15 protein-coding genes and 1 pseudogene are annotated in these 13073 nt (G+C 41.8%); 10 read left to right on the top strand and 6 right to left on the bottom strand.

The window, feature by feature from the left end:
* Nucleotides 1-8 precede the first annotated feature (8 nt).
* The gene (locus tag E4N69_RS10735; protein ID WP_253714398.1) at nucleotides 9-287 is read left to right on the top strand and encodes a hypothetical protein; all 279 of its coding nucleotides are present in this window, start codon (nucleotides 9-11) and stop codon (nucleotides 285-287) included.
* Between the two features lie 239 nt (nucleotides 288-526).
* Here E4N69_RS10735 and E4N69_RS10730 read toward each other — a convergent pair whose 3' ends face one another.
* Nucleotides 527-1306 carry a hypothetical protein gene (locus tag E4N69_RS10730; protein ID WP_253823825.1) on the bottom strand — a complete coding sequence of 260 codons (780 nt, stop codon included), beginning with the start codon at nucleotides 1304-1306 and terminating at the stop codon, nucleotides 527-529.
* A 95-nt stretch (nucleotides 1307-1401) separates the two neighbouring features.
* Nucleotides 1402-3198: a hypothetical protein gene (locus E4N69_RS10725; protein ID WP_253823824.1), complete on the bottom strand. Its 1797-nt coding sequence runs from the start codon at nucleotides 3196-3198 to the stop codon at nucleotides 1402-1404.
* A gap of 315 nt (nucleotides 3199-3513) precedes the next feature.
* On the opposite strand from E4N69_RS10725, the gene E4N69_RS10720 reads away from it, so the two are divergent.
* The 8 genes from E4N69_RS10720 to E4N69_RS10685 all read left to right on the top strand — a co-directional run bounded on the left by E4N69_RS10720 (nucleotide 3514) and on the right by E4N69_RS10685 (nucleotide 9110).
* Entirely contained in the window at nucleotides 3514-3990 is a 477-nt protein-coding gene (locus tag E4N69_RS10720; RefSeq protein WP_253823823.1) for a MarR family transcriptional regulator, read from the top strand.
* On the top strand, nucleotides 3987-4904 hold the full coding sequence (locus E4N69_RS10715) for a 4Fe-4S dicluster domain-containing protein (RefSeq protein WP_253823822.1): 918 nt from the start codon (nucleotides 3987-3989) through the stop codon (nucleotides 4902-4904). Before E4N69_RS10720 ends, E4N69_RS10715 begins: the two co-directional genes overlap by 4 nt.
* On the top strand, nucleotides 4897-5355 hold the full coding sequence (locus tag E4N69_RS10710) for a flavodoxin family protein (protein WP_253714394.1): 459 nt from the start codon (nucleotides 4897-4899) through the stop codon (nucleotides 5353-5355). Before E4N69_RS10715 ends, E4N69_RS10710 begins: the two co-directional genes overlap by 8 nt.
* Nucleotides 5356-5401: 46 nt before the next feature.
* Nucleotides 5402-6280, top strand: coding sequence for a DUF4261 domain-containing protein (locus E4N69_RS10705; RefSeq protein ID WP_253823821.1), 879 nt, complete (start codon nucleotides 5402-5404; stop codon nucleotides 6278-6280).
* The gene (locus tag E4N69_RS10700; protein ID WP_253823820.1) at nucleotides 6273-6809 is read left to right on the top strand and encodes a hypothetical protein; all 537 of its coding nucleotides are present in this window, start codon (nucleotides 6273-6275) and stop codon (nucleotides 6807-6809) included. The genes E4N69_RS10705 and E4N69_RS10700 overlap by 8 nt, the downstream gene beginning before the upstream one ends.
* Nucleotides 6810-7187: 378 nt before the next feature.
* Nucleotides 7188-8102 carry a hypothetical protein gene (locus E4N69_RS10695; RefSeq protein ID WP_253823819.1) on the top strand — a complete coding sequence of 305 codons (915 nt, stop codon included), beginning with the start codon at nucleotides 7188-7190 and terminating at the stop codon, nucleotides 8100-8102.
* A 63-nt stretch (nucleotides 8103-8165) separates the two neighbouring features.
* Nucleotides 8166-8909: a hypothetical protein gene (locus E4N69_RS10690; protein WP_253823818.1), complete on the top strand. Its 744-nt coding sequence runs from the start codon at nucleotides 8166-8168 to the stop codon at nucleotides 8907-8909.
* Between the two features lie 18 nt (nucleotides 8910-8927).
* Entirely contained in the window at nucleotides 8928-9110 is a 183-nt protein-coding gene (locus tag E4N69_RS10685) for a hypothetical protein (protein WP_253823817.1), read from the top strand.
* 145 nt (nucleotides 9111-9255) lie between these two features.
* On the opposite strand, the gene E4N69_RS10680 is transcribed toward E4N69_RS10685, so the two are convergent.
* The 4 genes from E4N69_RS10680 to E4N69_RS10665 are packed head-to-tail and all read right to left on the bottom strand — an operon-like array spanning nucleotide 9256 to nucleotide 12725.
* Complete coding sequence (locus tag E4N69_RS10680; RefSeq protein WP_253823816.1) at nucleotides 9256-10737, bottom strand: ABC transporter ATP-binding protein; 1482 nt, start codon at nucleotides 10735-10737, stop codon at nucleotides 9256-9258.
* The gene (locus E4N69_RS10675; protein ID WP_253823815.1) at nucleotides 10734-11486 is read right to left on the bottom strand and encodes an energy-coupling factor transporter transmembrane component T; all 753 of its coding nucleotides are present in this window, start codon (nucleotides 11484-11486) and stop codon (nucleotides 10734-10736) included. The genes E4N69_RS10680 and E4N69_RS10675 overlap by 4 nt, the downstream gene beginning before the upstream one ends.
* Nucleotides 11483-12079 carry an MptD family putative ECF transporter S component gene (locus E4N69_RS10670; protein WP_253714386.1) on the bottom strand — a complete coding sequence of 199 codons (597 nt, stop codon included), beginning with the start codon at nucleotides 12077-12079 and terminating at the stop codon, nucleotides 11483-11485. Before E4N69_RS10670 ends, E4N69_RS10675 begins: the two co-directional genes overlap by 4 nt.
* Nucleotides 12080-12122: 43 nt before the next feature.
* A complete protein-coding gene (locus E4N69_RS10665) occupies nucleotides 12123-12725 on the bottom strand; it encodes a TetR/AcrR family transcriptional regulator (protein WP_253823814.1) in 603 nt (200 codons plus the stop codon).
* A 236-nt stretch (nucleotides 12726-12961) separates the two neighbouring features.
* On the opposite strand from E4N69_RS10665, the pseudogene E4N69_RS12840 reads away from it, so the two are divergent.
* Nucleotides 12962-13054, top strand: a pseudogene (locus E4N69_RS12840) (VapC toxin family PIN domain ribonuclease); the annotation flags it as partial.
* Nucleotides 13055-13073 lie beyond the last annotated feature (19 nt).

The following is a 13073-nucleotide window of genomic DNA, read 5'->3' as shown; positions in this document are numbered from 1 at the left end:
TTGCACAAATGATTACGGCAACAGGACGTGAACTGTACTATCACGCATGGGAGAAATCCGGAAGTACCCATTACTACGAAGTTGATTTTTTAATTTCAAATGGCAATAAAATAGCAGTGTTTGAAGTAAAGTCGTCCGGAACGGGTAGGCACGAATCAATCGGTGCATTTGCAAAAAAATTCTCGACAAATATCGGCGCTCTGTATGTATTGTCTCAAAAAGATGTGAGTACGGAAGGAGCCTTGCAAAAGAAGCCGGTATATTTGACACCGTTTCTTGTTCAGTAAACGGTAGCTATCTTGTATTTTGTGCAAGTAGATGTACAGTATCAACAGAATAAGTATACGTGATTGCCCCAATGACAATTACGGAAGTCGAAAATGAAAATTGGTTCGACGCCTACGGTGTGGGCAACTGACATTATGAATAAAGGAAGGGAACAACCGGTTGTACAGGAATCCTGCTGTGCAGTAAAACTTGACTGTACAGCAGGAACGCATAGATGGGGATCCGGATGGGATATCTGTTACTCAAGTACGGCAGGCAGAACCGTATCTTTCGGAATAAAAATTTCAAATTCGCCGGAAATGAAATTGTTTGAAGTATTGTATTTATAAATTTTCTTGTAATACACGTTGGTAGCAGTTCCGTTTGCGAATAGCTGCGACGATCCCTTCCACGTTTTCGTAGTTATTTTACCCCCGGTATTGGTGCTTTCTTGAGTCTGACAATCCGTAAAGGTTCCGACTTCCCTTTCTCCCCACGTAGTCTCCAAAGAACCGTGTTTAATACTGTTAAAAAATATCGTAGTGTATGTCGGCATACCGGTAGAAGATATCATTTCTGCCGGACCGTTTGCCTGCGTGAATTTCCCTTTTATCTTCAAATCTTCCGGGAATTTAATCCCTTCTTCGACCGATAACCCGGGCTGAACCGTACAGTGGCCGTCGCTTTTAAGCGTAATCGTAATGTATCGGAAGCCTTTCCCGTTCAAATAAAAAATACCCTTCCAGACACCGCCGTCTATATTTTTTGCATCAAGACTGTATTTTCCGCTTGTAAGGTAGTCGCTACTGCTTACGCTTTCTTTTTTAAGTGTAACGCTGTGTACCCCAGCCCCTGCAAAGTGTCTTTCAAAATTGCTTTCATTGCTGGTAATAGTCAGATCATTTTCTGCCCATGTGTATGTTCCGTAGGAACCCGTAAGAAATTGTTCGGCAGCCCTTGATCCGTCCGGACAGGCGGTACAAAACAAAGCCGCTGCAATAATGGCTGTCGCTGCTGTGATAAATTTTAATTTCTTCATTTATCTTTCCTCCTATCAGTATGTACAATGATAGTTGATTTATCCGATTTAATCTACCGGTAAGGTATCGCCTTAAACAGCGCTTGATACTCATCTTATTTTCCCCACTGTCCCTCTTCGTCCTGCTGTATTGCTGCCAGCCGCGAAACATAGTGTGCAACATGAGTTTGCACAATGTCTGTGATTGGGGCGGTGTAAAAGCCATCGTTATTACAGTCAGCAGTAAGGATTCTTTCTGCGGCGGCGGAGAGCGGCAGAAACCACACTTCGCCGATAGCGGTGTCGTCGTACTTTTCGCCCTTATACACGCCTCGAATAGTCATGCGGTAGTTACCTTTCGGAAGGATGAGCGGGTTTTTCACTGCGTTCAGCGCTATCCATTGGTGTGAAAAATCGTTCATAGTGGCGGGGAAGATGTCTGCAAGTTCGAGTGCAATCGGCTTTTGAAGCGCGGAGGAAGTGAGCATCATCGACTTTACGCGGTTGTTCTCTTGCCATGTAGCCCCCGCATAGCCTGATTTCGTGAAGACGGTAAAATCCGGGTCGCCGGAGCCATAATCGCTGTATAGTCTCCCCGCGAATCGGGCGAGTCCGTTTGAGGCGAAAGGACCAAGCGCGGCTTTTATTAGTGTAAACTCAATCCACTCGCCGATCCCGTCACCTGCACGCCCCTCGACCCAGCCGTTGAAAAGGATTCCATCGAACGAAGTTTCCACACCATAACCTGATGTGCGAAGGTGAGCGTCTTCGTTTTGATAGGAGAAGTTGGTGTGTTCGCCATCTCCCGCGATTTTGTACGAACCTTTGTAGGCGGAAGACGAGCGGACTCCCTTGACGAATGTCTGCCTGCCATCTTGCCGTTCCCACACTATGGAAAAACCGTCGCGGTACGGCGTTTTGGTTTTGAACACGAGGTATTCGCCTTTCTGAGGTTTGTAGTTCTCTACTGTATATAGATTAAAGTCAACCCCATTTATCGAAAGCTCTCCGAATTCCGTTTCTTCGAAATTTGCCTGAGAGCCGTGCGCAGTCATTGTGCCGTCGGAAAGCACCACAAAGCTTTTCATCGCCCCTTTCCATGTGCCTCCTGTGGAGATGTCGTAGGTTAGCGCATAGGTGTCCCCACGGTAACTTTTCTTTACCGAATCGATGTCATATTTGACCGAAAGTTTTGACCGTGCCGCCGGTGCAAAGTGCAGCTCATGATAGAAGTGAAGTACGAGCGTGAGTGTGTAGAGTTCTTTTACATCATGCCAGTCATTTTCCGAAATGTAGTTCGTACCTTCCTCGTCCTTTTCCACCGTTGTTTCGATTCCCACGGTCAGGATCGGAACACTGTTCCCATCCTGTTCTATGGAGCACGGTCTCATGACTGAATCGGAACGCTCCGTGCGTGAAAGCTCTGCGAGGTAGTCTTTTGCCGAAAGTGTACGGAGTTTTTTGTCGAGCGAGAGAAGTGCCTCCTTTGCAGTGCCCTCGATGCCGCTTTTTCCGAACGCAATAGCTATCACCGTCTCGTTCGCCATGTAGCCATTTCCTACAGGCACTTCGGCGGAAACAGTACCATCTTTTTTTACGCTGACTTGTGTCTTTACCACCACAGGGAATGCACACGGCACGGTGACGCGCTCCCGCGTGGTGTTCAGAAAATCAAAGCGTGCGGTTACTTCGCGCCCGCTGGTTTTATGAAACGTGTCGCTCTTCCTGTCATATTCACCGATATACGTATGCTCCACAACCAGAAGCTCTCGCTCCAGCGCGATTTTGTCGTTCGGCTCCTTGACATAGATGTTCCCGTAAGTCCAGTCCTCCGGCTTGTATGAGCCGCCGTCGTCAGTAAATGCCGCGAATGAGGCGAACAGAAGTGCTATGATTAAAAGTGATTTTTTCATTTTATCTCCAAGCGGTTCAGTAAGCTATCCGTTGAATGGACGTGTTCAATTTCTTTTATAAATTAATTAGATTATATCATAGGAATGCTGCCATTTCAATTAAAATTGCCATCGTGGTTTTGGGAAGAAGAACCGGTGGAATACAATAAACTTTTTGCAATCCGTGCAGGAGTTAAGTTCTTCTTGCTTGGTCTTAAATTGGAAGTTGATGAAACTGATTTAGTGTATTAAAATATTTAGTTGCTAAAACATATTGACATCGACTGCATTTTAATGTATTTTTATTTTAGTAGCTAAAATAAAAAGGACAATGCAATGAATAATGTAGAAAATCTCATAAAACGGACGGTAAAAATTCAGTATAAAATAAACGCTAATGATAAAAGACCGAGGACTTTCGGTACACAGCATACTTTGTACCAAAGTGAAATTCATTTTATAGAAGCGATAGGTTTGGATGGCGGACACAGCGCTTCCGAGCTTTCGGAAAAACTCGGTATTACAAATGGCGCTGTAACGCAAGTCGCCGATAAGCTGATCAAGAAAAAATTGATAGAAAAATATAAAAAAGCGGATAACAAAAAAACCGTTTATTTTAAGCTGACGAAAGAAGGAATCGTTGCGTATAACAATCACGAAAAATTTCATGCCGGTTTTAACGAGAAACTTGCAGCGTATTTAAATTCACTCTCAAAAAAAGAATTTGACGCAATTGCTCGTTTAGCAGAATTGGTAGATAACAATATTCCCGATTTAAGCTCAAATGAAGGCGTATGGGAGGGTTTACTATGAAAGCTGCTATCATTGTATTTAGTCCTTCGGGACACACATTGGCTGCTGCACGCATGATTCAGAGGAGTATCGAAGAGAAAGGCGGCACAGCGGATATCATAAATATTACAAAAGATGATAACCTGTTGTTTGCCTCAAAATCCGAAAGGCAAAAAATCTTGGAAGAACGCTTACAAGAATTCGATGCTCTTTTTGCAGGCGCGCCGGTATACGCAGGACATGCGGAAACTCATGTATTGCGCATCCTTGAAGCGCTGCCTGAACCGGATCAAAAGCGTTCAAAAATTGCCGTTCCGTTTATCACGTACGGAGGTGCTCATTCATTTATTGCATTGGAAGAGATGGGGCGTGCATTAAAAAAGAAAAAATATGTGCCGGTTTTGGGAATAAAACTTGCCTCCTTTCATACACTGAGCAGATTTTTTCGTACCAAAATACTGGAGCACAAGCCCGGTGACGCGGAAGAACGCTTAATAGAGAAGACCATAAGTATTATTTTTAATTTATGTTTGCATATGGAACATATACAAGACAATAGCAGTTCTTTTGCATATACCAAAGTCCCTATGCGTCTTATGCTGAACATACTTTCGCAAGAAAAAATACATGCAAAGTTTAAAACCGTATCGATTATACAAGAAAACTGCCGTGCATGTAAAAAATGTATTTCAGTGTGCCCTGTTAACAATTTTATTTTTGCAGATGGTAAGGTATCGATAAAAGATCAAAAAAATTGTATCTTATGCGGAGAATGTTTTTATCATTGTAAAAGCAACGCAATCGATTTTGCATATCGAACGGTTGCACAAAAAAGATTAAATGATGGAAATATTATTTTGGAAAAAGACCTCTCGGCCGTATACCCCAAACGATACGGCTATATAAATAATGAAGGAGAATTATGCTATGAGTAATGTATGCATTGTATACAGTTCAACACACCACGGGAACACTGAAAAAGTGCTGTATAAAATAAAAGAGAAGTACCCCGAAACGGTTCTGATCAAAGCTGTCGATTTTAATCCCGATGATTTTAAGCGATATGATACGGTCGGTTTTGCCTCCGGAATTTTTTACTTTAAATTTGCAAAACCGGTCGATACACTATTTGAACAAGCACTTGCGAGCGACGTACAAAAGTTGTTTTTTATTTACACCGCCGGAGCGGTTAATGCAGGGTTTGAAAAAACGCTGCGTAAAAGAACCGAACAAAACGGAAAGATCTGTCTGGGTATATTCGGCTGTAAAGGTTTCGATACCTTCGGCCCTTTAAAACTCATCGGCGGTTTAAACAAAGGTCGACCGAACGAAAACGATTTTAAAAATGCAATCGATTTTTTTGAGAAAAATATTATAAACGCGTAACGGTTTTTTCATACTTTCAAAAATAGAAGAGAAGGGTAGGTGAAATATGGATAAGATTTTTCAACAGGATTTAACCAAAGAAGAAAAAGTCGGCGGCATTTTTATTGTCAAGCTCTTGTTTAAAGCGCCGGTAACAATGCCGGCTCGGGAACAGATGGAAGCGGTGATGCAAAAGCGCTTGGGAGATGCCGAATGTTTTTCGTACGATTCGGACACTGCTGTAGCGCAGTTTGCCGCCACTCGATATCGGGCGGAATTTAAGGATGGGGCGTATCCGCCCATGCTGATGATTGCTCCCGCCGCCTTTGATGAAAATACCATTGACGATTTTACCAAAAGCCAGATGTGGGACTGCGGAGACGATAAAGATGCTATTTTGTCCGAATGCCGATATGCACTCATCGGTACCGATATGCTGGCGGCGGCGCTTCCCGCATCGGAGCGAGCTGAACTCGATATGGATTTTACGGAGGCACTGGTCGAGCTTTTCCCTGACTGTACTGCCGTTTATTTTGAAAATTCGGGAAAACTTTTTACTGCAGAAACTATCCGCAACCATGCACTTCCCCGTGAAAACCGTTTTATTCAATTTGCCGTGAACGTCCGCTTTTTTACTATTCAAGGCGGCGAAGATATGCTTGTCGATACGCTCGGCATGAGCTTGTTGTTCTTGCCCGACATACAATATCATTTTCATGGACTTGATCCGAACCTGATGGTAAATCATGCATACAACACCGCGTTGTATCTTTTAATAAATGATAACCCCATAGAAACCGGCGACACCATTGACGGCATACCGGACGGTTCTGCACCGCCTGAACGATGGATATGCCGCTACGAAGAATCGCTTATACAGCCTGTGCGCGAAGTCCTCGATATAGATACCGGTGCCTACGCTGCGGGTAACAGACAGTATGAATAAAGAAGCTAATATTATGGTTTTACAAATAAACACAGCAATTATTCACGGTTTTGTCTGGTCGGTAGTGTGGATGATAATAGTGTCGGTTTCAGTTCGCAAATTTCCATGGACGATAGCGCATGACTATCCGAAAGACGTAGTACAATGTGCCGATATACCGCCACCGGATAAAAAGCAAAAACGACAGAGCATTGTCTTTTTTGTTTGCAGTTTTTTAGTAATTATCGGTACGGCTGTTTTGTCGGTACTTTATACCTATGGTGCCAAAAGTGTCTCGTTCATCACCGTCTTTTTCCATCTGTGGATTATGTCGATGATATGGAATGTAGTTGATTTAACCATTGTAGACTGGTTAATGATATGTGTACTCACTTCAAAATTATTCATTTTTCCGGGAACCGAAAACTGCGTAGGCAATAAAGATTATCTGTTTCATTTTATCGGATTTCTAAAAGGGATTGTTGCAATGACGCTTACAGCTTTTATGGTGTCCGGTGCACTTTTTGCTGTTATGCTGTTAATGCGATAATATAATATATTGTGAAAAGAGCTGATTTAAGCAACTATTGTGATTTTTGAAATAAAATAACTGAGGCTATACAATGAAACTCTTAATCTGGGAGTAAGAACGTATCGAATATTTCCGGCATATTTATTTAATCTTCCGTTTTTTTTAATTGCCCGTATACTGCAAAAAATGATATGGCTTATCAGTCCCTTATTTTTAGTGATTATTTTATGGTCATTTTGCGGCGATACATGGAAGGAACACGGTTATCATCTGAACATATTGTATGACCATTTTGCAATGCTTTTCAACTCCACTTTTGATTTCTCTTTGTGAATAGACGGTTTATGTAAGATCGGTTAAAATATCGTGCATAATCATTGAGAAGTGAGGCGGTATATGCGAAAACCGAAAACTATTATCAGTATTTTTTGTATGTTTGTATTTGCCGTAATCTGTGGGACGCATGCTGTCGCACAAGAATACGGAAGCGTCGATGACCGAATAATGGATTTTTATAAAACGAAAGACTACCAAAAAGCGCCGGAATTATTGGAATCTTTTTTTAACGACCATCACCCTGACAGAGAAGCCTCGTGGTATTATCCGACGGTATTCTTTTTTTCGAAAATCTTTCCTACGGAACAATCTTTCAATCAGCTTATGACCATATATGGCAAAAGCGATAGCGAAGAGCGGCGATTCCTTATTCTGGTTGTCAGCCTCAAAGATAAACAGCTTTTGAATAAGCTTTATGAAAAAGAAAACGATGCTTATTTAAAAGGCTTTATCAAAGGTATTATCGATGATAAGACCAAGTATGATCCGCTGACAGCCGATATCACTAATTCAACGGAGCTCGATATACTCTGGAGTATTTTTTTTGCAACAGGCGATTCCGCACCTATTCGAAAAATTGCCTCGGTGTTAGCATGGGAAGATATTTTTAAGCATAAGATTACGACGTTTGCGGGCACTAAAGAACAAAAAAAAGAGCTTATAAAACTTCTTTCCGATTTTAATATTAAATATAACAATGAGGAGCCGGATGCGCCCATGGAAGACTGCGATATTTCCGTGTTAGATAGCTATACGGAACATCTTGAAAGTTTTAAAAAACTCATTAAAACACTGAATATAACAGGTGAAGAATTGTACCGTGCATCTATAAAAAATGCAGCCTTTTGGTCGCTCGCCGCTAATTTAAATCGTCATTCTCTGGTAAGAACCGAATGTATGAAAATTGCCGATGACAAAGCTGCGCCTGAGAGGAATTTAATACTTTTTATTTTGGTTAAATCTGTTATGTACTAAATTTGAGAACATACAAACTATAATAATCTCAAAGACCATTGCTGAAAGGATTGCGGAGGAAAAATGAAAAAGAAGATTTTTGAGTTTATCAAAAAAGCGGATTTTGTGTTGGTGTTTGTTTTTGCTTTTTTGGGGATTATAGCTCTGGGTTCAGCACTCATCAATGATTTGTTACCGTTTCATCGAACACGGGCGCAGCAGATTGCAGTTGTCGAGGATGTACAAGTAGAAATTAAAGAACATCTGGAATTTGAGAGAAAAATAAAAGATGTATATATTTTTAGCGTGAAAAGTTCGGCGATTAAGGTGGATGAGGCATACGGTACGGAAAAATCCAAGTGGTCGGGAAATGGATTTTCGAATTTGATAGGAAGAAATTCTGATGGAGATGGTATCACAAACCTTGTTTTTGTGAAAAATAATGGGCGGGAAGAATACAAGTTGTTTCCGGCAAATGTTTTCATCTATAAATATTGCTTAGCAGCAGTTGAGGATGAGCAGCCCCCGAGGTATCCTCATGAGTGCAATGTGTATGCCGTCATTAAAAATGATACAACAAACGATAAGATTTTAAACAGCAAAGATAATATTGCGCTTTACGTTTCCGATTACGACGGTACGCATGTGAAAGAGATTGCGTCTTCCATAATTACGTTCCGCTTTCTCGGCGGCGAAGAAATTCTGTTTTCAGAATATGACGGAGCGGTACAATCGTATTTTATTTACGATTGCAAGACAAATGTAAAAACATTGATAAAATCCGTAAAGCAAGAGATTATAGAAAAAGAAATTGCGCTGTATAAATAATAGAAGGGTAGGTGAAATATGGATAAAATTTTTCAACAGGATTTAACCAAAGAAGAAAAAGTCGGCGGTATTTTTATTGTAAAGCTCTTGTTTAAAGCGCCGGTAACAATGTCGCCTCGAGAGCAGATGGAAGCGGTGATGCAAAAGCGTTTGGGAGATGCCGAATGTTTTTCGTACGATTCCGATACTGCCGTAGCGTAGTTTGCCGCCACACGATTGATCCGAACCTGATTGTAAATCATGCATACAACACCGCGTTGTATCTTTTAATAAATGATAACACCAAGCAAAGCAGCGTATACAGTCCCGCCCCCGTATTCAAAATCAACAATGGCCTCTCATCACCTCACGAAAACATAGAGTTCTGTAATTGCTGAATCCCCTTTGTATCTAATACGTTCTGCGATTCAATGCGGCCGTTTTTCACTTCAACGGCGATATCACAGGCCGCCGCAATCAATTCATAATCATGCGTAATGACAAATATATAGGTGTCATCGGCTTTCAGCGTTTTAATGAGTTCTGCCGTTTGCATCATGTGAAAGAAGTCAAGACCGCTTGTCGGTTCATCAAATATCAAAATTTTCTTTTTGCAAAAGACTGCTGCCGCAATCGCGACACGTTGTTTTTGTCCGCCGGATAACGTCATAGGATGGCGGTCTTTTAAACGCTCTATATCCATCTTGGTCAAAACGGCATTCAACGCCCCCTCGTCCGGATTTTTAACGCCGAGCACAATTTCTTCCTTTACGCTGTCCGTAAACAACTGATGATTTACTTCCTGCATCACCATATAGCTCACGAATAAGCGTTCTTTTGCCGATTGAATATTTCCGTTTAGCTTAACAGTGCCTTTCTTATTTTTTAATAATCCACCTATCACTGAAACCAATGTCGATTTTCCCGCTCCATTGTTTCCGGTAACCGCAATGACGGTTCCTGCCGGAAAACAAGCCTCCGGTATAGTGAGCGAAGGCTGTCCCTTATATTTCGTATAAGAAAAACAAACGTCTTTCATCTGTATCGATGCATTACCTCCGATATCTCCGGTGCTTTCGCTCTGCTCTTTTATAATAGAAGAAAAACCGCCTAACGAAACCGGCCGTATACCGGTTTCCATCCGTTCTGCGATCGACATAGAATCCAATTCTTGCATGGTGTATTCTTTTTCAATTTGTCCTTCTTTCATATATACCGCACGATCCGCCAATTCTTTGAGATACCGGATTCGGTGTTCCGCGATGACGATGGTTTTTCCGTGCGCTTTTAAAAACTGCAGCATCGATCGCAATTCATTGATAGCGTGATTGTCCAAATTGGAAGAAGGTTCATCCAAGACGTAAATATCGGGATTAACGGCATAAATACTTGCGAATGCGATTTTTTGTTTTTCTCCGCCTGAAAGTTGAAAAATGTTTCGGTCAAGGAGCGAGTTTATATGCAGCGCATCGGCGGTTTCATATACTCTATCTCGAATGAGTTTCGGCTCCATTCCGAAATTTTCACATCCGAATGCAATTTCACTTGTCGTATTAACGGTGTAAAACTGTGTACGTGGATTTTGAAAAACGGTACCGACTGTTTTTGCAATCTCATACATCGGTGCGGTAACGGGATCAATTCCTTTCACCGACACACTGCCTGTAAAAACTCCGTTATAAAAGTCAGGCAGCATACCGCAGAGAAGCCGTATCAGCGTGGTTTTTCCGCACCCGCTTTTTCCGCAGAGCAAGACGCATTCGCCTGTTTTAACAGAGAGGTTGATATTTTTGAGGCTTGGCGTATCCGCTTGTTCATACGTAAAAGAAACATTTTGAATATGGATCATAGCCTCACTCCCAGTATTCTAACAATGCACATACCGGCAAAAATACCTGTAACAAGAATCAAAAGCGCTACGTCCTGCCGCTTGAAACCTATCTCCGTCATACAGGTATGTGTGCCCGGATTATCAAGCCCCCTGCATAATGCCGCAGCTGCCAGTTCATCGCTGATGTTCAAGATTGAAATAAAAAGGGGAATCAATATATACGTAATCGTTTCCGACGGTTTGAATAAAAGACTCCGCGCATTACATTCAATGCCCCGCATACGCATCGCGGATTGAATTGCAGTCCATTCTTCTCGAATGGTAGGGAAGCAGCGAAAAATTACGGAGCCGGTTATAATCATATTTTTTGGAAGGCGCATCTTCCACAGTGCAGCTACAAAAGCGCTCACCTTTGTTGTTTCAACAGACCACTTTGTTAAAATAAAAATCGGTAAAACCTTGCGTATCAGCGCAACGGCAAAGTAAACCAGCGAAATCAAAGAATGAGACATATAGGGGTGTATCAGTTGTTCAATAGCGGCGCAGACTGCAAAGATGCCGATGCACTTGATTGCGTTTTTCCGGTGTCCTCCGACCGCAAGAATGAGGGAACACAGCAAGAACACGCCCATTTCATAGAATAGCGAGCGGCCTAAAAACATCAGAATATCAAATTCAATCAGTAATATCAATTTAGTTCTGGGATCAAACACTAATCCGTTATTCTGCCGTTTTGTTGTATAGAGTCCGCCCGCAGAATGCTTCATACAATACCTGCTTTTTCCAAACGTTTATGCAATACTTTTTTTGTGAACAAAGAACCGAGCAGCGAACAGAGCGCCGTTGCAATCATCATAACAAGAAGCCCCCACCATGGGGTAAGCAAGCGGACAGTATCGACAAACGCTTGGCTCATGCCGCCTTTAAGTGTACGCTGAAAAAAATACTCCCGCATAAACCAAATAGGGAGAAAGCCTCCGAATACATTTAAAGAAAAAACCATGTGGCTGATTGTGTTCCACTTAAAACTTTTGTATTGGCCTTTCTTTGATAACAGTACGGCAATAAGACCGGCCGGAACGGAAACCAACGGCGCAATGGGGATATGCCCGGTAGCAATTAAAACCAGACTGGGAATGACCGCCGCAAGAAAGATCGAAATCCACCCGGGCGCCTTTGTCAGCATCGTATGGTAGACCGGCGCTGCAAAGAAAGCCAGCAGTTCGGGCATCAGCAAGAAAAGTACTGCAATAGGCATACAAATCACGCCGATGATGACGAAGATTACCAAATAGAGCGCGATAAAAAGACCTGCGGCAATCGCTCCTCTGGAAGACTTTGTGTTTTTTTGATTGTCCATAAAAAACTCCTTATATATAATTATAGATATTCACCCTTATTATTTATTGCAATAGTTTGTCGGTAACTGCTATTACATCCTCCATCGTGAAGTTTTGAGCGCTCTTGGTAAACTTTCCGTTATAGATAGTTCCCCACGAACCGTAGAGTATAAATGTCGCAAACAGTTCCGCATTTTCTTCCGTTAGTTTTAGCCTATCGGATAAATGGCCGTCATTATATGCCTGCAAAAGAAACTTGGCGTACGGTTTAATCATGCGGTTTAACATTTGGAGAAAATCCCAAATTTTATACGAAGCATCTGAAATGGACACATCGCCGTTTGGTATAAACCGCTCCGTATACCCGCTGATATCTTCCCGAATCATACTACGGAACGCAGCAAGTTTTTTAGAAAACGGAACGGTATCGTCTTCCAGCATCCGGCACTTTCGTTCCAAGCGTTCGGAAATGTATTGCTCCATAGCTGCAACGTAAATATCTTGCTTTGACTTAAAATAGTAATAAAACATACCGGGAGCGCCGTCAACAACATCAAGAATATCTCGTACGGATACCGCCTCATATCCTTTTTCTGCAAAGAGCTTTGCCGCAATTTCAATCAATTCCTGTTTACGGACTTCAGGTTTTTTGCTGTTACGCTTCAAAAATCAGCTCCTTCGGTTTTGTTTTACATGTTAGATGAGGCTAACCGTACAAAGAAAAAAACACTCACAGAACGAGTGTCTGTCTATAATGCACCGAACGAGAGAAAAAGTCAAGAAGTCACATTTGTTTTTGTCAGATAATAGCGTGAGAAAGAAATCATGAGCTTTGCTTGTTTTTTCATATTACTTGCCGTATAGTAGATATGGAGGCATAGTATGGCAATGTTACAAGTCCAACGGCAATTTACAATGATTTGACTTTAGTAACGAATAATACAAAGCATTTTAAGAATATTCCATTATTAGAATTAGAAAACTGGAAAACATAATTAGGCAATAGAATTGGAA

The sequence above is a fragment of the Treponema sp. OMZ 906 genome (assembly GCF_024181185.1).
Classification (GTDB): domain Bacteria; phylum Spirochaetota; class Spirochaetia; order Treponematales; family Treponemataceae; genus Treponema.
The sequence above is the reverse complement of the archived record's forward strand: the minus strand, read 5'-3'. Positions and strand labels throughout refer to the sequence as shown.